Here is a 23,135-nt window from a genome sequence, read left to right on the forward strand (position 1 = left end):
GTGATGAAAGTTTTTGCCGGTAAACATAGCGCCAAAGGTGTTGCGTTAATCACAGTTATGCTTATTGTGGCATTAATCGCGATTTTGGCAACGCAAATGACCGCGCGTTTACAATTACAAATGCAACGCACCACCAATATTGCCTCAAACCAGCAAGCCTATTGGTATGCTATGGGCGCAGAAGCCTTTGCAAAAAGAGTGTTAATACAATCCTTTGCAGATAATGCCGAGGTAACACATTTAGGTCAAATATGGGCGCAAGGGGAGAACACTTTTCCTGTCGATTTAGGCGAAATTACCGGCGAGATAACCGATTTAAATAGCTGTTTCAACTTGAATGCCTTACGAGCCGACGATGATGACAGTAACAATATTCGTAATAATGGTAATGTAGCGACAAAATCGCCAGCAAGAGCCGCGTTTGAAGAATTACTCATTGTCATGAATATTGAAGGTGTTGGCAGTTTCGAAGCGCAATATATGGCAGATGCTTTAACCGACTGGTTAGACGCTAATAGCAGCATCTCAAGTTCAGGTGGTGCTGAAGATAATGATTATGCCGCCAAAGCATTTCCTTATTTAGCGGCGAATAATTATCTTGCTAGTATCGGCGAGTTAAGAGTAGTTGAGCATTTTACGGTCAATGTCATTAATAAACTCAAAGACTATGCCTGTGTTTTACCTAATACTAACCTCAATAAGATTAACGTAAATACCATCGCATTAGACAAGCCTGAAATACTTGTCGCCATGTTAGGGATAAGTCAAAATGAAGCGACACAAGCTTTGACTGCTCGCGGTGAAGAAGGTTTTAAAAGTGTCGATGAATTTTTTAATTTAAGTGAGTTGAGTAAAACTAAAATACCCCCCGAGAAAAAACAACAATTTGCCGTTACCAGCGAGTATTTTAAGCTCAAAACAACAGCAAGTTTTAATAACAGTTACTTTGCTTTGAATACCATTATGAAAGTAGATAATAAAAACAATATAAGTGTGATCAGTCGCATCATAGGACGAGAGTAATGGGTGAAACCTTATTTATCCGTTTAGGCAGCCAAATTGAAAATAAAATTCACTGGCTGATCAAAACCAACGGACAAGAAGATATTATTGCAAGTGGTGAGTTACCTAATGCCAACGCATTGAGTCAACTAACTGAAAAATCGACAGCAAGGGATGTGGTCGTTTTTGTACCCGCAAGTGACATTGCCATTAAACGCTTAAAAGTGCCTGGCTCATCTCAACGTGCTATTCGTTTAGCGGCGCCATATATGATGGAAGAAACGCTGGCACAAGATGTTGAGCAACTATGCTTCGCCTTTAGTGATACAAAACAAGATGAGCAGGGTAATAACTGCTTTGTTGCGGCACTTGAGCGCAAGCAGTTAGAGCTTTGGCTACAGTGGCTGGCCAATGCAGGAATATTCACTAAGTCAATCATCCCCGATGCGCTGGCATTACCCTTGGACAGCCAAAGCAGCACGGCAGTGATGCTGGGTGAGCAAGTCTTAATCAGGCTTGGTGCATGGCAAGTTATGTCATTTGAAGCCAATGCATGGCCTATTATTGCGCAACACTTTAGTGCTCGGGCAGAAGATAGTGCACGAGTAGAAAATAGTGCACTAGCAGAAAATGAAAACACCATTTTGGCTTATTCATCTCTACCGCAAGTGCCAGCGGAAATAAAGGTCGAATACTTACCCGAAGAGCTGCCTTTAGCTATTTTAGCGAATCATCATTCCACTAAATTCAACCTACTGCAAGGTGAGTTTCAAGTAAAAGAAAAACGTTCAGCAACCAAGACCAATTGGCTTTGGGTCGCCGGTATTGCCGGTGTAGCCTTAGTGCTTAACTTTACCCTTAAGGGGGTAGAATTATATCGCTTGTCAGATCAGCAATCGGTGATTGAAGCGCAAATTATCGCTAATTATAAAGCAGCATTTCCTCAGACTAAGCGCGTCAAAGTGTCAACCGTTCGCTCACAGTTACGACAAAAATTAGCTGAGGTGGGTAATAGTGACGAATCTATAGGATTTTTATCATTATTAGTTAAGCTTGAGCCCGCATTAGCCAGTGTGCCTGAGATTAAACCACAAACACTAAAATTTGACGGTAAACGCCATGAAGTTCGTATGCAAACCATTGCCAAAGATTATCAATATTTTGAAAAGTTAAAAGTGGCGCTTGAAAAGGTAGGATTAACCGTGAATTTAGGTGCACAAAATAATCAAGGCGAGCAAATTTCAGGCTCGTTTAGTATTACAGATACCGCAGCTAAGGGGCGCTCATGAAAGCTTGGTGGCAACAGTTAAATATACGTGAACAACGTTTGGTCAGCGTGATGTCAGTGCTTATATCGATATTTATTTTATATGGTCTTATTTGGCAGCCGCTGACGGAAAATATCGAAAAAACAACATTAAAGCTTGAACGTCAACAAGCCTTGTTAACTTGGGTGACCGAAAACACTCAACGCTATCAACAAGCAAAACGTAGTGCACGCGGCGGTTCGAGCGCAAGTTTGTCGAGCATAGTCAACCGCACTTCCAGCGCTAATAATATAACCATTACTCGCATGCAGCCCCAAGGCGATGACTTACAGGTCTGGATTGATGAAATATCATTTAACCAGTTATTAACTTGGTTAGAGCAATTGGCCATTAACGATGGTCTGCAAGTTAAAAATATAGATCTTAGTTCAGCTGATCAACAAGGTATGGTTCGTGTTCGTCGATTACAGTTAGGAAAGAGTTAATGAAAAAGAAGTTTGCTTATATCGCCATTTTCTTCACCGCGTACAGCGTTTTTGTTTTAGCATTAATGCCGGCAAGTTGGTTGATGGCGCAAATTAATTTACCGAAAAATATCACTATTGCCGCAGTGGAAGGCACTATTTGGCAAGCCCGTGTTAAGCAGGTCATGGTTGATGACGTTGTGATTAACCAAGTGCAGAGTTCGCTATCGTTTATGTCTTTGTTAATGCTTGACCCAAAACTTGATATTAGCTTTGGTGGTGCTTTAGTCAATGGCCCTGAAGGACAGTTGACGATAAGTGGCTTATTATCTGACATGGTTCTTGAAGATGCGCAGATAGACCTTGCTGCAAATACAGTGACTGCAAGGCTTAACTTACCGGTTAATGTTATTGCCCATGAACAATTAGCGCTAACTATTGACCGTTTTATTATTGGCACGCCGATATGTCTTGAATTACAGGGTAATTTGCAATGGCGTAATGCGGGTATTACCGCTTTTGATGAAAAAGTTGAGTTTGGTACACTTAAGGCAAAATTAACCTGTGATAAAGGCGAACTTGTCGCTAATATAGACCCTGAAAATGATTTAGGATTAAGTTATCGTGCCCAATTAAAGCAAGGCGGGCGTTTCTCAGGCAGTGGATATTTAAGCCCAGGGGCTAAATTTCCTGAGCAATTAAGATCAGCATTAAGCTTTTTGGGTAAGCCAGATAATCAAGGTCGATATCGCTTAAAAATATAATGGCTAGATAATGCCTACATAAGATATCACTCACCTTACACTTAGGTGAGTTTAGGTGAGTTATATCAAATACTTTATTGCTCTTATGTGAGCAATAAATGCGTCAGGTTAGTGTCATAGCGATTGAAATAAATAATCTATTAGTCGAAGGTGGCCTAAATATTTCATAGCGGCGTTACTTTCAATCACACACGTCAGTTATTACTCCATCAATCGCCTTGCTCTTGCATACCTCAGCTCAGTTATAATTAGTGACGAAATGCAATGGCTATCATATCCAAGGATGATTAATTGTCCCACTTGCTGTTGTTTATTCCTGCCAGCAAAACACTATAATCAGTAATCGATGGGTAGTCATTAATCACAGCACTGGCTTTTTTACTATCGGGGTTTGCCACCGCTAATAAATGCTCAATGCCATATTTTTTAGCAGAATCGAGCATAACGACACTGTCATCAACAAAAAGTGTCTTCTCTAAGGCAAAACCATGCTTTTGATGTAGGCGTTGCCAGAGTAGTTGTGATTCTTTTGTCACACCAAATTCGTGAGTTGAATATAGGGTATCAAAGTATTTATCTAACTTAGTGCGCTCTATTTTTAGCGATAAACTATCAGGGTGGGCATTAGTCACCAATACCACTTCACGCCCTGATGACTTAAGCGCGACGAGAAAGTCATGTGCGTCACTGCGCAGTTGAATCAAATGTTGTACTTCGCGTTTTAGGTCGGTGATCGACAGTTGTGTTTGCTGGGCCCAATAATCAAGGCAATACCAATCTATAGTCCCCGCCACTTTTTCGTAGTGATTTGCTAATGACGTTTGCGCATCAGTTAAACTTACCCCGTGTAAATCACTATAGCGTTTAGGTAAGTGGTGCAACCAAAAGTGATTGTCAAAATGTAAATCGAGTATGGTTCCATCCATATCAAGTAAAACAGTTGAAATTTTTGACCAATCAAGCATAGATTTTTCCCTAGAAACACGTTTATTATAGGAGCATACCAAAGAGGTTTGGTTATGTATTCAACGTTATCGTGTTAAGGTTAAACTTTAGTTTTTTCAACGTTGCATTCTCAGTTAAGTTGTTGCAATAAAGGCCGTTATGACAACAAAAAAAGTACTACCGCAAATTACCGCACGCAAGCAAGTTGCTAAAAGTCGTTTATTTTCGATTGAACAAGTCGACCTAACTTTTACCAATGGCGAAAAACGTGAATATGAACGTATGTCTGGCAAAGGTAGAGGGGCGGTGATGATTGTACCTATGCTAGATCAACATACCATGTTACTAGTACGTGAGTACTGTGGCGGCACTCACACTTATGAACTCGGCTTTCCCAAGGGGCTGATTGATGCTGGCGAAAGTGCGGCAGAGGCAGCTAATCGAGAATTAAAAGAAGAAGTGGGCTACGGTGCTCAAACATTAACCTCAATACATACCGTTGCCATGGCGCCCGCATTTTTTGATGCCAGCATGACCATTTTTCTCGCGGAAAATCTTTATACTGAAAAGCTGCTCGGTGATGAGCCCGAAGCGTTAGAATTAATACCTTGGCCGTTAGCCGATTATCGGCAGTTGATGCAAGAGCCAGATTTCAATGAAGCACGCAGTATTGCCGCGCTATTATTAGTAAAAGATCACTTAGGAGGTATTTTATGAGCCCAGAAAAATTATTGTCAGTAGCACTTGAAAGTGCCAAAAAAGCGGGACAAGAAGTCGCGAGTTACTATAAGCATGGCAACTATACAGCTGAAATGAAGGAAGATAATAGCCCAGTAACCAGTGCTGATATGGCGGCAAATGATATTCTAATGGACGAACTAAGAAGGCTAACACCTGATATTCCCATTATTTCTGAAGAAGTGGGGGCATTAGCACTTGCTCAGCGCAGCAAATGGTCACGCTATTGGCTATTAGACCCTATTGATGGAACCGGTGAGTTTATTGCTGGCAGTGGCGATTTCGCCGTCAATGTTGCTTTAGTGGAAAATGGCTGGCCAACTATTGGTGTTATCCATGCACCTGATCATCAATTAACCTACTATGGCCAAAATAATTTAGGCGCATTTAAAGAAAATGATAGCGGTAGTCATCAAATACAAGTGGCAAAATATGATGGCCAGCGTCGAATTAAAGTCGCGATTAGTCGTCGCCAAGATATTAACTTAATGGGGCAGTATTTAAATGATAAATACGACTTTGACCATGTTGCTTTAGGCAGCTGCTCGCTAAAAAATTGCTTAATTGCCGAAGGTGGTGCTGATTGTTATTTACGGGTTGGGCCAACAGGTGAGTGGGACACTGGCGCTAGCCATTGTATAATTGAACAAGCGGGTGGCAGTATTATCGACAGTGAATTTAAGCCATTAACTTATAATCAACGTAAAACTTTAATGCAGCCTGATTTTTTATCTTTAGGGAATAAAGAGATCCCTTGGCATGATATTATTAAGCCGCACAGAACAACACGCTAACAATCAATAAGAGCCTAAGCAAAAAGTTAATATACTTATTTGCTTTTTAGGCATAAAGGTCAAGGCGAAAGCCTGACACAGATGGAGAACAGAATGCGCCAAACAGCTTTAATGTTAATTACCCTACTTGTGGCTACAATCAGTTTACCTGCTTTAGCTACATGGAAACTCGACAATTCAAGTTCACTACTTAGTTTTACATCGGTGAAGAAATCGGCTATTGCGGAAAATCACAGTTTTGCAAAACTTGCAGGCGATATTGACGCAAAAGCACAGGTGACTATTAGTGTTGACCTAGCTAGCGTAAATACCAATATTGCTATCCGCGATGAGCGAATGAAAAAGTTCCTTTTTGAAACGGACAAATATAGCTCAGCAAATTTTACGACTCAGCTGGATAAAGAATTAATTAACACTTTAAAAACTGGCCAAAATCGACAACTCAGTCTTAGCGGAACACTTGATTTTCATGGCCTACAACAAATAGTCACTATTGATGTTAGTGTTGTTAAGCTAAGCGCAGATAAAATATTGGTCAACACGATAAAGCCATTTTTTATTAAAGCGGATGCTTTTAGTGTCGTTGCGGGCATTAATAAACTTAAAGAGTTAGCGTCTCTACCGAGTATTGATTATGTCGTGCCGGTAAGTTTTTCAGTCACCTTTACTCGTTAAATTAAAGGTCGTTAAGTTTAAAGTTCGTTAAGTCTACACTTGGCTAAGTGCAACATTCGTTAAGTTGACACAGCATTATTCTTTATCAAAGGCACTTAATCAGTGCCTTTTTCATTGCAATAAACTGTAGGTACATTTTTCTTAAGCGCTTTCGTCACTGTCTTCAACCAATTGATCTGTCGGTAAAATATTAACTGTCTCATGTAGTTCTGAGTAGACCAATAGGGCAGAGCCTTGGGTTAATTGCTGACGCACTTGGGTGATTTTATCACTGAGTGATACATCTTCACTACCATACTCAGTACCTTCTCGAAGCACAAAGTTCTCAATAATGGCGTTTAAAGTCTCGGTTGATAATTGTTCTAATGGAATGATCATAAATATCTCGTGAAAAATTCAGGTATACGCTGCTCAAGCCAAAATTGTGGCTTAAGTGGATTTTTACCGGTAATGAAGCCAACATGGCCACCATGAGCACTAATTTCAAAGGTTAATTGCTCTGGTAGAACACCAATAGCTGTGGTGTTTTCATGGCATAAAAAGGGGTCATCGCTCGCGTGAATGATTAAGCATGGTGTGGTTATCTGTTGAAGTACATCTCGACCGCTTGCTTGTTGATAATAGTGATTGGCATCGCGAAAGCCATTAACCGGGGCGGTGATCATTTGATCAAACTCTCGAATAGAGCGAACCTTGTCTAAATGGTTTCTGTCTATATTATTGAGTAAATCTGCATTTATTTTTTCAATGGTGCTGGCTCTAAGCATATCAACTAGATACTTTTGATAAACGCGCGAAAAGCCTTGATTAATTCTGTCGCAGCAACTTGATAGGTCAAGTGGAGCACAAATTACACCGGCGGCTTGATAGATATTTTGTTTTTGTTCTGCCAAATATTTGGTTAATACATTACCCCCCAATGAAAAGCCTATAATCGCTTTTTTTGCGGTAGGATAAGTATCAGCAAGATATTGACTAAAGTAGTCAACATCACAAGTTTGACCACTATGATAAGACTTTGCCATACGATTGGGTCGGCCACTGCAACCGCGAAAATGCATTAAAACACCTATCCAACCTTGCGCTTTAATTGCAGATAACATGCCTTTAGCATAATGACTGTTTTTTGAACCTTCTAAGCCATGTAATACGGCGACAATGGGCCGAGAGCACGAAGGGCTAACTTTTTCGGTCCACGCCAAATCTACAAAGTCACCATCGGGTAACTCTAACGTTTCATTTGTGGTGTTAATGGTGTGACCACGCCTAAAAAACTTAGCGGCAATGGTTTGGCAGTGAGGGTTTTTAAGCCACCAAGCAGGGCTGAAAGAACTTTTGGTAAACATAACGTGGTAATAGTGTGTAATGCAAAAAATTATTGTACGTTAAAACACTGTGGATGCCCAATGTTTAGCCATCAATGTACAAGCTTATTAAGCTTAGCGCAGAGTAAAAAATCAAGGCTGAGCCGATAGCATTGATCTTGTTATATGTTGAATCTATATACCTTGACTGTACTCTTGCTAGATTTACTTTTCATCTTCACTAATATGCTTTAAAAAATAATAGACATAAAAACCACATATACCCAGTAAAACCGCTAAGCCAATAAAAGAATAAAGCACAACAGGGTCGTTGATTAGCATATTTAAAACGTTCATAACTGACTCCAAAAAAACATCAAAATAGTAAAAATATTAGATAACTATTGTAAATAATAACTCAGTACTACTTATTGATTTAGATCACATTCATTGCCATTGTATGCTGTGAATATGATAGCTGTTAACGGAGGCTAGCATTGACTTTAGGTATCGATTTTAGGTATTGATTTTAGGTACGGACTTCAGGTATTGATTTTAGGTATGGTTTTTTATGAATAGTAAGAAACAAGCAGGTTAGAGCTTAACCTTTCTATCGCTGAGGTTACTGACTTTTGTCATCAAATAAACCGTTAGATAAATAACTGACTGAAAGGCAAAAATAAACCCGCTAACGTTTGTTGCGGGTTTATTTTTTTATTGCAGCCTGTCAACAATAGGTTATTGTTAACCGGCTAATACAGACGAATTTTTTCGCCTAACGGTTTTGCTCTATTAGCGCTTGCCTTAATTTCAGCTCTCTTTGTTGTATTATGTTGCGCTGAAGAGTATCGGCTTTTTCACGGCTGATTTTAATTTCTTCTACCGTTAACTTATGCTCGTCCATATCGCGACTTTTTTCTGCTATACGATAGCCATTTCTAGCGGCAATAATATTCCAGATATACGACATCTCTGTACTTTTAGCGACCCCTTTGCCGTCAAAATACATTAAGGCGAGGTTAAATTGCGCTAGTGCATAGTTTTGATCAGCGGCCTTTTGATACCAGCGCGATGCTTGTAAATAATCTTGCGGTACACCACTGCCATTATAAATCATCACCCCTAAGTTAAATTGTGCGCGAGGTAAGCCTTTTTTTGCCGCTTTTTCCATTAAGGTATAAGCGGTGTTTAGATCTTTTTTAACGACTTCACCCTCACTATATAACAAAGAAAGGTCAAACAAAGCATCTGAATAATTTTGTGACGCCGCCAAATGAAATAATTCCACTGCTTTTGTTGGATTTTTCATCACGCCGTAACCATTTAAATAAACTAAGCCCATTTGATATTGAGCAGGTGCATATCCTTCTGCTACTAAAGGCTCAAATTGAGCTATTGCGGCGTTAAACTCACCACGATTAAGATCGTATATGCCTAAATCTAAATCTGCGCTGTATGCAAAGTTCTGAGCAAATAGGGCAATACTAAGTACGAGTAAGGTCAATTTTTTCATTTTAATGTCCTATAGTCTGGTGTTGTCGCCATTAAACGCAATGACAAGTATGTTGCTGTAATGTGTAATTCATAATGTGTTAAGTGTAGCAATAAATTTATAATGCTTGCGACATTATCTCTTCAATTTGCTCTTCAAGGTCAAGCCATTGTATTTCATTGGCTTCTAAGTCTTGTGTCAGCTTTGCTTGGCGTTTCAGTAGTTCGGTCAATTTGGCTTTATGCTCAGCTTGATAAATGTCACTGTCTGCTAACTTAGCTTCAACTTCCGTTAACTCGTCTTGGTTTTTTTGTACTAGCTTTTCAAATTTATCTGCTTGTTTGCGCAGTGGTGAGGCTTTTTTACGTAATTCGGCTTGCTCTTTGCGTTGTTGTTTTTTATCAACTTGTGGCTCGCTAACGATTTTATTTGCTTTAACGCTTTGCTTTTTATCGTCATTTAACCATTGTTGATAGTCGTCAATGTCACCATCAAAGTCAGTCACGTGGCCGTTAGCCACTAAGTAAAATTCATCGACACACGACTCTAATAAATATCGGTCATGGGCAATAAGAATGATTGCGCCCTCAAAGTCTTGCAGAGCTAGCACCAATGCTTGACGCATTTCTAGATCAAGGTGGTTGGTTGGCTCATCTAACAGTAGCAGTTGTGGTTTTTCTAGGACAATAAGCGCTAATACTAAGCGGGCTTTTTCGCCACCAGACATAGTGCCGACTTTATCTAGTGCTTGGTCGCCACTAAAGCCAAAGCGGCCTAGAAATGACCGTGCTTGTAATTCGGTTATATCGGTCTTTGCCCGTGTAATATGTTCAATGGCACTACTGGATAAGTGGAGTTGCTCAAGTTGGTGCTGTGAAAAATAGCCGACTTTTAAATCTTGCGCACAATAACGTTCACCTTTTAGCAGGGCTAAATCTCCCGCCAGTGATTTTATTAATGTTGATTTACCCGCACCGTTGCGCCCGAGTAAGCCAATGCGACTTCCTGGTACTAGGGTCATGGCAACGTCTTCTAAAATAATGGCTTGTTCACTATAGCCACATTGGCTCTCTTTTAGTGCCAGTAACGGATAAGGCAGGGTTTCGGGATGCTCAAAGCTGAAAGTAAATTGACTATCTACATGTGCTGGCGCTAAATCAGGTAATTTTTGTAGGCGTTTTAAACGACTTTGTGCTTGTTTTGCTTTACTGGCTTTAGCGCGAAAGCGATCAACAAAAGAGGTTAAGTGAGCAACTTCTTTTTGTTGTTTCTGATATTGCGCATCTTGCTGTGCAAGGTGTTCGGCACGTTGGCGCTCAAAAGCACTATAGTTACCCGAATATAATTTCGCGGTTTGATGCTCAATATGCAGAATTTGGCCAATCACATCATCAAGAAAATCACGATCATGTGAGATCAGCACTAAAGTACCGGTGAACCTTTTTAACCAACGTTGCAGCCAAATCACGGCATCTAAATCTAAATGGTTGGTGGGTTCATCCAGTAATAATAAATCGGCACGGCTGATCAAGGCTTGAGCTAAGTTTAAGCGCATTCTCCAACCACCAGAAAATGATTTAACCGGATTAACTAGCTGCTCTTGTACAAAACCTAAACCGTGTAATAATTCTCCCGCTCGTGCCGGTAAACTGTAGCCATTGACCGCGTCAATTTGGTTGATAATAGTGGCTTCAAGTGTGCCATTGTCGTTTTCGCGCGCTTGTTCTAATTTAGCTTCTAGCTCACGATATTCAACATCTCCATCCATAACATAGTCTAGAGCTGAGCGGTCTAACGCGGGCGTTTCCTGTTTAACGGTAGCAATTTTCCAGCTTGAGGGCATAGAAAGGTTGCCCACATCTGATGGTAGTGTGCCCAGTAAGCTGGCGAACAAAGAAGATTTTCCACAGCCATTCGCCCCAACAAGTCCAACTTTATGATTTGGATGTATAGTAAAACTTGATGATTTTATGAGGTATTTTGCGCCTCGGGCTAAACTTAAATCTGTGGCTATGATCATTTATCGTTACTCATTTTAATGCAGAGCACTATTGTCGCTTTTCCTTAGGGGGTAGTTCAAGGTAAAATAGAAATCCTAGGCAGATATCTTGCTAAAATCCGTGAAAAAATTCCATAAAATTGAGTAGATAAGTGAAAAGACGATTTATAGCAGGAGCAACCTGTCCAAAATGTAAGGCAATCGATACCATGGCGCTAACGAAAGAAAATAGTGTTGAGACAGTCACCTGTGTAAATTGTGGTCATCAAATGGCGCAACCTGAAGAGCATGTCGCACAAGACGTCAGACCAAAAGAGCAGGTCATTGGTATTTTTAAACCAGATTAATGGCTTGAATATTAAACAAAAATCAAATCTTGTTTAGCCTGGGGCTGTGTTCAGTTGTAGCGCTTAATTGACCGGTACTGTTAAGCCATACTTTTGTCTGGTTTTGATATTTTACCAAAGCGACTAGGCGTTAAGTTTGATTTGTAGCGAGTCAGAAGTAAATAAGGCAGAAGTAAAGATAGCCGTTAGTGCTGAATTTGGTATTATCGATTTGACAATATAATCATCTTTATTTGGTGAAGATAATTTCTCATTTAGTGTTTTTATTTTAGCGTCATCAGACTAAATTTTTTTGACTGAATTAATTTTTACAATTTTTCATCTCTTCCTAACAGTTAATTATCTTTCATCTGTTAAGAATAATAGTTCATCATTGCGACCGTTTAGGAAGGGATAAGCTCAGTAAGCTTAAATGTGTCAAGCTAAAGCATCTGGGATAGCACAAGTACTATCCCAGAGAAAATCCCAGCCAGTATTCAATATAGCCCAGCTAAGTTTTAACATTCATTATGATGAAAGTTTTAACTCTTCCAGTAAGTCATGAATTTCCGCTTTTAATTCTTTATCCGAAATTTTATTACAGCTTATTTTAGCTTTTTCTAACGACTCAATAGCGCCTGCTTGATCATCTAATGCCACTTTCATTGTCGCGATAGAATAACTAATAGACGAACGGAAGTCTTTGTCGTTAATCGCTTCAGCTTTTAATAAAGCTTGCTCATAAATAGTAATAGCTAAGGGTAAGTCATCAGTAAAGTCAGCAAGTGTTTCCCACTGCACAGGGTGGTCTTTATCGGTATTTTCATTCTCTTCGCAGAGTTGTTTTAGTTCGGCATAAAAACCATCGAATGTAGATTGCTCTTGCTCTTGAGCTGCTGCCATTAAGTGATCAGCGAAAAAAAGCACTTGCTTGTATATTTTGGTGTTCATGCTGCGACCTTTGTCAGTTGCGTTAACTTACGTTAAGTTTTGTGATTAACAATATTCAATCGCTAATTATAATGCTTTTATAGCCACCAACCCCAGTTTATTCGCTCAGTAGCTTAAAATTTAGCAGAGTAAATTAAATAAAGCGTACTCATTAGCGCCTAGGGTTATTTTATCTCTGCTTTAATAACCCTGCAGGTATTGAAGTGCTTGGTATCAATTAGATTATAATATTTAGCGTATTGCGTTTAATAGTGTGGTGGCGGTGGCTCTACTTCTTCTTTACCGTCTTGCTCTGGCGTATTGTCTTTAATTCTGTTGGCAAGCAACGATACTTGCTGTTTAAGCTCTGCAAGCTGGCGTTGATGTAGTGTTATTTCGTGGTTAAGTTGTTCTATTATATCGTCTTGAAAGGCATTGCGGCTTTCAAGCATTTCGACGGCTTTGTTTAATTCGTTAACTGATTTCACTGTTTATTTACCTGCCATAATTCGGCGTATCCTGAGGAGCTTTCGGTGATTACTTGGTTATTATCTCTAAAAGCGACGCTATAAACAACTGCCCCAGCCGGTCTAATATCATCACGTGGTAAAACACGCCAACTGGTTAGTCGTTCGCCTGTAGCAATATCCCAGACGCTAACCTTACGAGAAGGTGCGCCAGTTAATAACTTGGTGCCATCAGGTGAAAATTGCACCGCACTAAAAATCTCTTGGCGATTAAAATATTTTAATTGGGACACTAACTCACCGGTTTTTAAATCCCAAATATTGGCTGACTTTTTACTGTCAGCGGTAAAGGCATAGCGTGCTTTAGGATCAAGCGCCACCATAGTCACGCGACTAGGGTGATTAAAACGATAAATAACTTGTCCCGAAACGGTATCCCAGACATAAGCAACAAAATCATTAGAGCCAGAAATAGCCACTCGGCCATTAGGCAGCATATCGATTGCATTAATTTTCTCTTGATGACCCAAAAACTCTAAGCGGCGGCCATTGGCAATGGTGATGTGGACGACTTTACCGTTACTCTGTCCAACAAGTAAGTAGTCACCATTATTTGCTACGGCGACATCACGAATAGTAGATTCGGTAATTGACCAATACCCTTCTGATTGGCCATTTTTGATATTCCACAGGGAAAAATCATGGCGATTAGCGGTTAGGGCATGACTGTTATTATCAGCAATATCTGCCACCAATACTAAATTATCAGCACTATTTTGCTGTTGCGACCAGCTATATTTCAGCGCGTTTTTGTCTAAATCCCACAAGCTAATGCCGTGATGAATGGATGAGACAACACTGAACTTAGCGTCATTAGAGATATTTGCCGCGTAGGCTCCCTCTACCGCATGTTGCCACCTTTGTTCTGGTGCTTGACCGACCGGCTGACAAGCTGTTAGCAATATCAACACCAATAAAAACAAAAGCTTGGCTTTAAGATTAGTTAAGTTACAGTTCAGCAAAATATTAATACTTTTTTCTTAGGGCATTTATCGTTAGTATAAGCCGCATTGTTTCACAATTCACACATATTTAAATGACTTAGCGGGAATTTCTGACTGAGTAGTAAAACGGAGAAATAAATGAGATTTTTTAAACCAACGGTAGTCGCTATTGCTTTATTATCAGTAATGGGTTGTCAAGAACCAGTTAAGCAAGAAGAACAAACAGTTGCGCTTGATACAGAAATACAAAAACAAGCTTACGGTTTAGGTGCTTCAATTGGTATGTACATGGAGCGTAATCTAGAAGAGCACGATAAGTTGGGCTTAACTTTAGATAAAACACTTATTATTCGTGGCTTTACCGATAGCATGGACGGTAACTCTCAAATTGAACAAGAAGACATTCAAGCCTTGTTGATGAACTTAGATCAAGCAATGAAAGCAAAGCAAGCCGAGCAAGCTACCGTCAGTTCAGAAGCAAGCTTAGCTGAAGGTCAGGCTTTCTTGGCAGAAAATGCTAAAAAAGAAGGTGTTCAAGTTACTGAGTCGGGCATTCAATACGAAATTTTAACCGCAGCTGATGGTGATAAGCCTGTTGCTACCGATACAGTAACAGTGCATTACAAGGGTACTTTCCTTAATGGTGAAACTTTTGATAGTTCATACGAACGTGGTGAGCCAGCTGTTTTTCCACTTAATCGCGTGATTTCAGGTTGGACCGAAGGTGTGCAGTTAATGTCAGTAGGTGCTAAGTTTAAATTTACTATCCCTGCAGATCTAGCTTACGGCCCAAATGGTAACCCACCACGCATTCCGGGTAACTCTGTGCTTCAATTTGATATCGAATTATTAGAAATTCAAAAACCAGAAGCCGCAGCGCAAGTTGGCGATAAATAGCTAAGTAAAATTTTATAGCTTTTTGTATAGTAAAAACCAACCACCTAGGTTGGTTTTTTTGTTTTTAACCCGGCATTACTACTGTATTGCGACTGCATTCAATTAGGCTAATAAGATAGCGGTAAGTGCTCAACGTACTCAGCAATAGCTAAACTTGAGATCAGCCCGGCTGAGTCAATAGCCAATAAATGAATTAGCCTTGCTATGCCATATTTTTTTCATTTTGAATGCTAAAGTCTCTAAAGTCTTCGTATGCGGCTTGTAATTTTGGCCGAACCCCTGCGTAATCAGGCTGCAATTTTCCTCTATGCTTAATACATTTGATCTTGGGTATTAATGGGCTAGCGGCTTATTAGTGACAATATAGATGTTATGAGTTTTGCTGATGTTACAAAATTGTTTGAGTTCTCAGTATTATTGAATACGTATGCAAAGCATATCTAAAGAAAAAACCATCCCTTATATTAATAACGTTAACGATAAATAATAAAAGTTAGTTAGAAAACTAACAATAAAAATATGTCATGGATGAATATTAGGGGAAATAATTATGCGTACATTTAAGCGGAGTAAGCTTTCAATAGCCTTACTTTCTTGTGGTTTTATAATGTCTTCTGGGGGGCTTTATGCACAAGAAAATGTTGAAACTACCTTAGAAACAGAAAAAGTAGACGTAAAAGATAACGCCAAAGCAAAAGTAAAAGCCATTGAAGTTATTGAAGTTACTGGTTTTAGACGTTCACTTATTGAATCTATCAATCAGAAACGCTTTGCTGATACCGTATCAGAGCAAATAACGGCCGATGACTTAGGGGCACTACCTGATGTTTCCATGGCAGACGCTTTAACACGTTTACCCGGTATTTCTGCTGTAAGAACAGGTGGGCAAGCTGCTGAAATTAATATCCGTGGTATGTCAGGTGGGTTTGTATCGACAACCCTAAATGGTCGCGAGCAAGTCTCAACCAGCGGTCAGCGCAGTGTTGAATTTGATCAATACCCTTCAGAGCTGATTTCACAAGCCTCCGTTTTTAAATCACCTAAAGTATCACTCATTGAAGGTGGCGTGGCAGGTACAGTTGAATTAAAAACTGCCAGTCCTTTGAAAAATGAAAAACAACATTCTTTTAATGTGAATGCTCGTGGTATGTACAACGATTTAGCCAGCGATGTGCCTGATGCTACATCATCAGGTCATCGTTTTAGTGTTTCATATCAGGGTAAATTTGCTGATGACACCTTGGGTATTGCGCTTGGTTATGCACGTTTATTTCAACCCAGTGCCAGCACACAGTTTATCGGACAAAGCTACAATAAACTTAGAGATGTAGACGGGGTAGAAAACGATACAAATGGTCCAACAAAAGAAGACGGCATTCACCTTAATAAAGAATATGTCAGTGAAGGTTTTGAGTTGCAGCACAAAGGCGGTGAAGAAACCCGTGACGGTTTCGTTACGACTATTGAATGGCAACCCGTTGATAACTTTAGGCTAAAGCTTGATGGTTTTTATTCTAAGTTTGATTCTGAAGAATTTGCCCGTGGTTATCGTGTTAAATTGGACGGTGGTAGTGCCGCAATAGGCAATGCCACTATTGTTGATAACTCTGTCATAGGCGGTACGTTTAATAGAACCTCTAATAGTTCAACGCGTGTTGAAGTTGTTAATGATGACAATAGCGATTCTGATGAAGTAAAAAGCGTCGGTATCAATGCAGACTGGCAAATTACCAACAACCTTAATATGGCGATAGACTTATCTTATTCATCAGCCACCAGTGATTTTAGAAATGGATTACTTTGGGCACTAGTATCAGATGATGCTAATGCAGCAGAGCCAGAATTTGATAATAATGTCTCTATAAATTACTTATTGAATGGCCTAGATTTACCTGATGTGAGTTTAAATCAAGCCGATGCGTTAACAGATTTAAACCGTGTTATGGTGACAAAATACGGCATTTATCCTTATATCAATTCAGACGAAGTTACCGCTGCTCGTGTTGATTTTCAATACTCACTTGATACTAATTATATTTCTTCTATTGAATTTGGTGCGCGTTATTCAGAAAGAAAATACAGTAATGACCGCTCAGTCTTTGAATTTGGCAGCGACAGTGGCTTTAATTCGAAAGAAAAACCTTTAACGCTCACTGAAGATATGGTTTCAGTGGTTGACTGGCAAGGTGACTTTTCTTATTTTCCAAGCTATTTAGCACTTGATCAAGATGCAGTGTTAAATGCTTGGTTTCCTGAGGGGGTTCCTCAGCCAGTTCAAACCTGGGGCGGCTCTGCAAGTGGTGTTATCAATGGTGACTCATTAGGAAAAAATTCAGACTGGACCATGAAAGAAAGTGGTGAAGTATTTGAAGATATTTTCGCGGCTTATATTATGGCAAACATTGATACTGAAATTGGCAATATGTCAGTCACGGGTAACTTTGGTGTTCGTGTTGTTAGAACAAAACAAGCATCTACCTCATTACAAGATGTTGGCTTAACAACGGTAAAAGATGCCTACGGCGAAGATGTTCTGGATGCAAAGCGCGATGTTGTCGTAGAGCCTAATGCAGATTTAGGCGCGCAATTTATTACCGACGACGCAGGGCTAATCAACCAAAAATATGCACCAAGTATCATCAGTAATACTTATACCGATTATCTCCCTCAAATGAATTTAAATTTTCATCTAACCGATGATGATCAAATACGTTTTGCTGCGGCAAAGGTAATGAGCCGACCTAATATTGACCGACTAGCTTCAAACAGTAGCGTGAATATTAACAAGGTAACAACTGAGAGAGGTACTTACGCTGAAATAAGTGGTAACGCTAAAAACAGCCCTCATTTAAAGCCGTTTTATGCCAATCAATATGATATTTCTTATGAAAGATATTTTACAGAATCGGATGGTAACTTTGTTTTTGCCCTTTTCTATAAAGACATAAAGTCGGCAGGTATTGTTACTCAAACGATCAGTGAATATGACTTCGCTGGCAATGGTTTAATTGTCCCTGATGAATATATTGACCCACTAAGCGGCGTGCCATTAGAAATTCGCAATGGTAATTTTGAAACAGCGTTTAACGATGATAAAGGTGGTTATATAAAAGGGCTTGAAGTGACATACACGCAAGTTTTTTCATTCCTACCCGGTTTATGGTCTGGCTTAGGACTGAGTGCAAGTTACTCACATACTAAAAGTGAAATTCAACAAATTTCAAAATTAGGGCAACAAGATTTACCTATCTCACTGCCAGGCTTATCTGAAAATGTTCTACAAAGCACACTATTTTGGGCTCATGAAGGTTTTGAAACGCGCTTTAGTGCACGTTATCGAGATGAATTTGTTTCAGAGCAAGTCGCTGTCGAAGCACAAACCGTTAATTACGACGATGAATTGGTCATCGATTATCAGGCTTCCTATCAAGTTAATGACAATTTAGGTGTTGTTTTTCAGGTGAATAATTTAACCGACGAACCCACCAAAAGTTACTTTGGCGTACAAAGCCAAACAGGCACCATTCAGTACTTTGGTCGTCAGTTCTTTTTAGGTATGACGTACGCGTTGTAGAGCCCGTTAGCCATGAGTTATTAAAGTGAATGAAATTATATTTTCAAATAAAAAGAATCTAATAATTTCCGTATTCATTTCGGTATTAGCTCGCCCATTATCTCTTTGGAGTAAATGTTATGTTTAGTCAAAAATCGGTGTTAAGAATTATTGTCTTAGCATTTTTATCAATAATACTGGCCGCGTGTGGCGGTTCAGATTCTACCGAGTCAGGTAAAGTATTACTTAGTTGCGATGTGCCAATGGTTGCCGACGCAGCCGGTACAAGTTGTGTTGCGCCCGAGCCTATTGTTTGTCCTGTGCCAACGGTACCAGATGCATTAAATGAAAGTTGTGTGGTTGGTATTGATCCCAATGCACCTGCCCCTGTTATTTTCCCTCAAGAAAATCAGGCGTTGTTGTTTTATAACCGTGCTGACGGTGAATACGACGACTACAAAATGCATAATTGGAATAGTGATGAATGTGATGTTTATGCAGAAGATTCTTTAGCGCAAAGCTGGGATAGTGGTTTAGTGCATACTGGGGTTGATCCCGTATATGGCGCGTATTGGCTAGTAAACCTTAAAGATGGTTACAATGAATGTGGTCACTTTATTGTTCATAAAGGTACTGATGACGCAGGAAAAGAATTTGGTGGCGGTGACTTTACAATGCCACTGTTTCAAGATGATGAAACATACCAGCGTATGAACTTTACTTTTTCAGGTGTAGCCTCTATTTTTGAATACCCGGTTGTATCACTGGGTAAGCAAGCGTTAGCAATCAATGATTTTTCAGCACATTGGATTGATAGCAACACCTTTACCTGGGATGTGAATTTTGAACTGGTAACCTCAGTTAAATTACATCATTCAGCGACTGCTGGTATTGGTGGAGACGAAGCGAACCCAGATGTTATCACTGGAACGGTTGTTGAGTTAACGGAAGTTAACTTAAGCGACGAGCAAAAATCAGCTGCACCTTTAGTTGCTGACTGGCCTGCATTTTCAGGTAACTGGTCTGTTGAAGAAGCAAAAGCTATCGCTAAGAATCAATTAGTTTTAGTTGGTTATAACGCCGAAGGGATTGCTGTTGCGGCAACTTATGTTCAAGCTGATTTAGTACTTGATGACCTTTATACCAAAGGCGAGGCTGATGCCGATGAAGCAACCTTAGGCGTGGTTTATGAAAACGGTAGCATTAAAGTTTCTGTGTGGTCTCCAACCGCTCAAACGCTTAAATTAAATCTTTACGATGCGAATAAAAACATGGTTTCAAGTCATGATATGACTGAAGATTCAATGACAGGTGTATGGAGTTATACCGGCGATACAAGTCTAGACCGTCAATTTTATCGTTTAGCATTAACGCTTTACCATCCACAAAATAAAGCGATTGAAGAAATTGAAAGTACTGACCCTTACTCAGTAAGTTTATCAACCAATGGTGAATACTCTCAGTTTGTTAACTTATCTGACGAGGACTTACAACCTGAAGGGTGGGAAGGCCACTCAGTATCAATTATCGAAAACTACGAAGACGCGGTAATTTACGAAGGGCATATTCGTGACTTTAGTGCACAAGATGAAAGTACTTCAGTTGACAATAGAGGCAAGTTCTTAGCTTTTACCGAAATAGACTCTGCGCCTATGTTGCATCTACAAAAATTAGTGGCTAATGGCTTGAATACATTTCATATGTTACCTGCTAATGATATCGCTACCATTAATGAAGATGCAGCCAAAATTATCGATCTCGATAGTACAGTATTAGCATTATGTAAAGTAGATTCCAAAGCACCGCCTTGTTATCAAGGAATTGACGAGCAAACATTGCGTTCGGTTTTTGAAAGCTATTCACCTTTCACAAACGATGTTGCTTTATTGACTGAAGCGATGCGCAATACTGATAGCTTCAATTGGGGCTACGATCCTAAGCATTTCAATGTACCTGATGGTATCTATGCTTCAAACCCTGATGGCGTAACACGTATTAAAGAAATGCGTGCGATGATCAAATCATTGCATGACATTGGGTTACGTGTGGTTTTAGATGTTGTCTATAACCATACAAACTCTGCTGGTTTATGGGATAACTCGGTACTTGATAAACTTGTACCCGGTTATTATCACAGCCGTGACGTGACTACAGGCGCGGTTCAAAACAGCACCTGTTGTAGTGATACAGCCCTTGAACATCGCATGATGGACAAGTTGATGGTTGACTCGTTAAAACAGTGGACAAAGCAATACCAATTTGACGGATTCCGCTTCGATATTATGAGCCAAGCTTCTAAAGCGCAAATGCTAGCAGCGCGTGACGCCGTTCAAGCGATTGACCCTGATAATCATTTTTATGGTGAAGGTTGGTACAAAGACTCTCGTGGTTTCGAACGCGCTGATCAAGAAAATATGGCGGGCACAGAGATAGCCACTTATAACGATCGCATTCGTGATGGTATTCGTAATGCGACCCTATTTAACAATGTGAGTGATTCAGATTATCCATTTGAACAACAAGATATTGTGAAATTGGGCATGGCAGGCACACTAACTGACTATGTATTGAAAAACTTCAATGGTATAGACGCAGCAGGTAGTAGTTTCGGTATGTATGCGAAAGACCCTGCTGATGTTATTAATTATGTGTCAAAACATGATAATGAAACCTTATGGGATAACTTACAGTTTAAGTTAAATCCTGAAATGTCGAACAGCGAACGTGTTCGTGCACAAAACATCTCACAATCAATTGTATTATTGTCGCAAGGTATTCCATTTTTACAAATGGGTGGTGACTTCCTTCGCTCTAAATCTTTAGACCGAAATACCTATGATGCTGGCGATTGGTATAACTTAGTTGATTTCACTTTTGAAATTAACAACTGGAATAAAGGCTTACCTCTAGATAAAGGCGGCCAAGATGACAGCTACTTAGTTGCACTAGCTTCTAGTCCATCAAGCACTGTTTCAATGACTGATATGTTGTTTGCCTCGAATGTTTTCAATGAATTTTTATCAATTCGTTCAAACAGCTCATTATTTAGATTAACAACCGCGGCAGATATTATTAACCGTGTTGGTTTTCACAATATTGGCAAAAATCAAACACAAGGTTTGATTGTCATGAGTATTGATGACGGCATAAACCTTACTGATCTTGACCCTAATTATGACGCGATAGTCGTTCTGGTAAATGGTAGCAATAGCGCACAAACACATACTATTGCCTCAGCAATTGATTTTAGCTTACATCCTTTACTCATTGACTCAGTTGATGGCGCTGTTGCTAGTGCTAGCTTTGAGCAAGGTACTGACGAAGGCAGCTTTACTGTTCCTGCGTTAACGACCGCTGTTTTTGTGAAAGTACAAGGCGAAATGCAAGGTTCAGGTTTATCAGCTTATTCGACGGCAGGAGCACCTGATGTTGTTCCTTACGGAGATAAGGTTCCATTCGTTCGTGGTGACATGAATGGTTGGGGTGAAGTCGATGGTTTAATCTACCAAGCTGATGGTATATACCAAACGAAGATTACCCTTGCTGCAGGAAGTTATGGTTTTAAAATTGCTTCAGGAGATTGGTCAACAATTAACTTAGGCGCACCAAGCTCTGGTGGTGAAGTAGTAGAAGATGAAAGCTTTAGTTTATTGCCTGGTAGCAATGACAATTTAAGTATTACTATTGCCGTTGATGGAACTTATATATTCACGCTTGATTCTTCTGATATCAACGCACCTACTTTGTTAGTAGAAAATGAAGAGCCGTTTGTTGGAACACCTATGTTTATTCGTGGTGACATGAATGACTGGAGTGAAGATAACCGCTTAATTTATGTGGGTGGTGGCAAGTACCAAGTTACCATTAGCATGACTGCTTCAACGCCTAACTTCAAAATAGCCTCTGCGGATTGGTCTACAATCGACATGGGCGCACCAGCTGATGATATGGAAATATTTGAAGGTGAAGTGCAGTTATTATTGTCAGGTAGTATTGATAACTTCAGTATGGTCTTTGCTGAAGCTGGAGATTACACGTTTGTGTTTGACGCATCTAACTTAGCTGAGCCTACATTAAGTATTTATGCCGCAGAAATGTTTGGTGCTACACCCGTATTTATTCGTGGCGACATGAATGATTGGGGGGAAGTTGATCTACTTAACTATGATGGCGCAAGCAGCTACTCTGTGGAAATAAACCTAACTGCTGGTGATTATGGATTTAAAGTGGCTTCGGGTGACTGGTCAACTGTCAATTTAGGGGCTCCGGCAGATACCAATGTTGTTACTCTAGATTCACCATTGGTATTAGTACAAGACTCGCAAGATAACTTGAGCGTAACAATTACTGAAGCTGGCGATTATATCGTTACAGTTGCTGGGCCTAATCCGCTCACACCAACGATAAATATCAGTAAAAAGCCGTAACTAGGGGGTTATCTAACCTTAATAAAGGTTACAGCTAAACAAGGTTAAAAAGCCTTCTCCTGGTAGAGGGCTTTTTTATACCAAGA

The 23,135-nt window shown here is 39.8% G+C and carries 20 protein-coding genes; 11 read left to right on the plus strand and 9 right to left on the minus strand.

Translation table 11 applies throughout. From position 1 onward, the window contains the following. Window positions 1-3: 3 nt before the first annotated feature. Genes gspK through H4J41_RS04645 form a run of 4 tightly spaced genes read left to right on the plus strand, consistent with a single transcriptional unit; the run spans window position 4 to window position 3,498 of the window. Entirely contained in the window at window positions 4-1,023 is a 1,020-nt protein-coding gene (gene gspK, locus H4J41_RS04630; protein ID WP_182137486.1) for a type II secretion system minor pseudopilin GspK, read from the plus strand. Continuing rightward, the gene (gspL, locus tag H4J41_RS04635) at window positions 1,023-2,291 is read left to right on the plus strand and encodes a type II secretion system protein GspL (protein ID WP_182137430.1); all 1,269 of its coding nucleotides are present in this window, start codon (window positions 1,023-1,025) and stop codon (window positions 2,289-2,291) included. Before gspK ends, gspL begins: the two co-directional genes overlap by 1 nt. Next, window positions 2,288-2,755 (plus strand): type II secretion system protein GspM, encoded by a 468-nt coding sequence (gspM, locus tag H4J41_RS04640; RefSeq protein ID WP_182137429.1) that lies wholly within the window; start codon window positions 2,288-2,290, stop codon window positions 2,753-2,755. The genes gspL and gspM overlap by 4 nt, the downstream gene beginning before the upstream one ends. Continuing rightward, on the plus strand, window positions 2,755-3,498 hold the full coding sequence (locus H4J41_RS04645; RefSeq protein WP_182137428.1) for a type II secretion system protein N: 744 nt from the start codon (window positions 2,755-2,757) through the stop codon (window positions 3,496-3,498). Before gspM ends, H4J41_RS04645 begins: the two co-directional genes overlap by 1 nt. 287 nt (window positions 3,499-3,785) lie before the next feature. Here H4J41_RS04645 and yrfG read toward each other — a convergent pair whose 3' ends face one another. After that, complete coding sequence (gene yrfG / locus H4J41_RS04650) at window positions 3,786-4,463, minus strand: GMP/IMP nucleotidase (RefSeq protein WP_182137427.1); 678 nt, start codon at window positions 4,461-4,463, stop codon at window positions 3,786-3,788. A 139-nt stretch (window positions 4,464-4,602) separates the two neighbouring features. Here yrfG and nudE point away from each other — a divergent pair, with 139 nt between their 5' ends. The 3 genes from nudE to H4J41_RS04665 all read left to right on the plus strand — a co-directional run bounded on the left by nudE (window position 4,603) and on the right by H4J41_RS04665 (window position 6,650). After that, window positions 4,603-5,160 carry an ADP compounds hydrolase NudE gene (gene nudE / locus H4J41_RS04655; RefSeq protein ID WP_182137426.1) on the plus strand — a complete coding sequence of 186 codons (558 nt, stop codon included), beginning with the start codon at window positions 4,603-4,605 and terminating at the stop codon, window positions 5,158-5,160. Continuing rightward, window positions 5,157-5,975: a 3'(2'),5'-bisphosphate nucleotidase CysQ gene (cysQ, locus tag H4J41_RS04660; RefSeq protein ID WP_182137425.1), complete on the plus strand. Its 819-nt coding sequence runs from the start codon at window positions 5,157-5,159 to the stop codon at window positions 5,973-5,975. Before nudE ends, cysQ begins: the two co-directional genes overlap by 4 nt. Window positions 5,976-6,068: 93 nt before the next feature. After that, window positions 6,069-6,650: a YceI family protein gene (locus H4J41_RS04665; protein WP_182137424.1), complete on the plus strand. Its 582-nt coding sequence runs from the start codon at window positions 6,069-6,071 to the stop codon at window positions 6,648-6,650. 141 nt (window positions 6,651-6,791) lie between these two features. Here the strand turns inward: H4J41_RS04665 and H4J41_RS04670 are convergent, their stop codons facing one another. The 5 genes from H4J41_RS04670 to H4J41_RS04690 all read right to left on the minus strand — a co-directional run bounded on the left by H4J41_RS04670 (window position 6,792) and on the right by H4J41_RS04690 (window position 11,466). Then, window positions 6,792-7,028, minus strand: a complete 237-nt coding sequence (locus H4J41_RS04670; protein ID WP_182137423.1) for a YheU family protein — start codon at window positions 7,026-7,028, stop codon at window positions 6,792-6,794. Beyond that, window positions 7,025-7,996: a hydrolase gene (locus H4J41_RS04675; RefSeq protein WP_182137422.1), complete on the minus strand. Its 972-nt coding sequence runs from the start codon at window positions 7,994-7,996 to the stop codon at window positions 7,025-7,027. The genes H4J41_RS04670 and H4J41_RS04675 overlap by 4 nt, the downstream gene beginning before the upstream one ends. A 183-nt stretch (window positions 7,997-8,179) precedes the next feature. Then, on the minus strand, window positions 8,180-8,311 hold the full coding sequence (locus tag H4J41_RS04680; RefSeq protein ID WP_182137421.1) for a DUF3149 domain-containing protein: 132 nt from the start codon (window positions 8,309-8,311) through the stop codon (window positions 8,180-8,182). A gap of 418 nt (window positions 8,312-8,729) precedes the next feature. Beyond that, entirely contained in the window at window positions 8,730-9,467 is a 738-nt protein-coding gene (locus H4J41_RS04685) for a tetratricopeptide repeat protein (protein WP_182137420.1), read from the minus strand. Between the two features lie 97 nt (window positions 9,468-9,564). After that, entirely contained in the window at window positions 9,565-11,466 is a 1,902-nt protein-coding gene (locus H4J41_RS04690) for an ATP-binding cassette domain-containing protein (RefSeq protein ID WP_182137419.1), read from the minus strand. Window positions 11,467-11,597: 131 nt separating this feature from the next. Between H4J41_RS04690 and H4J41_RS04695 the strand changes: the two genes are divergently transcribed. Then, a complete protein-coding gene (locus tag H4J41_RS04695) occupies window positions 11,598-11,792 on the plus strand; it encodes a YheV family putative zinc ribbon protein (protein WP_182137418.1) in 195 nt (64 codons plus the stop codon). 507 nt (window positions 11,793-12,299) lie between these two features. Here H4J41_RS04695 and H4J41_RS04700 read toward each other — a convergent pair. From H4J41_RS04700 to H4J41_RS04710, 3 genes are all read right to left on the minus strand, one after another. Further along, on the minus strand, window positions 12,300-12,722 hold the full coding sequence (locus H4J41_RS04700) for a tetratricopeptide repeat protein (RefSeq protein WP_182137417.1): 423 nt from the start codon (window positions 12,720-12,722) through the stop codon (window positions 12,300-12,302). 245 nt (window positions 12,723-12,967) lie between these two features. Beyond that, window positions 12,968-13,189, minus strand: a complete 222-nt coding sequence (locus H4J41_RS04705; RefSeq protein ID WP_310649820.1) for a SlyX family protein — start codon at window positions 13,187-13,189, stop codon at window positions 12,968-12,970. Then, window positions 13,186-14,130, minus strand: coding sequence for a hypothetical protein (locus H4J41_RS04710; protein WP_259364518.1), 945 nt, complete (start codon window positions 14,128-14,130; stop codon window positions 13,186-13,188). Before H4J41_RS04710 ends, H4J41_RS04705 begins: the two co-directional genes overlap by 4 nt. Window positions 14,131-14,310: 180 nt before the next feature. Here H4J41_RS04710 and H4J41_RS04715 point away from each other — a divergent pair, with 180 nt between their 5' ends. The 3 genes from H4J41_RS04715 (at window position 14,311) to H4J41_RS04725 (ending at window position 23,049) form a co-directional block, all read left to right on the plus strand. After that, window positions 14,311-15,069, plus strand: coding sequence for an FKBP-type peptidyl-prolyl cis-trans isomerase (locus H4J41_RS04715; RefSeq protein WP_182137416.1), 759 nt, complete (start codon window positions 14,311-14,313; stop codon window positions 15,067-15,069). Window positions 15,070-15,619: 550 nt separating this feature from the next. After that, window positions 15,620-18,643, plus strand: coding sequence for a TonB-dependent receptor (locus tag H4J41_RS04720; RefSeq protein ID WP_182137415.1), 3,024 nt, complete (start codon window positions 15,620-15,622; stop codon window positions 18,641-18,643). Between the two features lie 119 nt (window positions 18,644-18,762). Continuing rightward, window positions 18,763-23,049: an alpha-1,6-glucosidase domain-containing protein gene (locus tag H4J41_RS04725; RefSeq protein WP_182137414.1), complete on the plus strand. Its 4,287-nt coding sequence runs from the start codon at window positions 18,763-18,765 to the stop codon at window positions 23,047-23,049. Window positions 23,050-23,135: the final 86 nt, after the last annotated feature.

The organism is Colwellia sp. MB3u-45, from assembly GCF_014077005.1.
In the GTDB taxonomy this organism is placed as follows: domain Bacteria; phylum Pseudomonadota; class Gammaproteobacteria; order Enterobacterales; family Alteromonadaceae; genus Cognaticolwellia.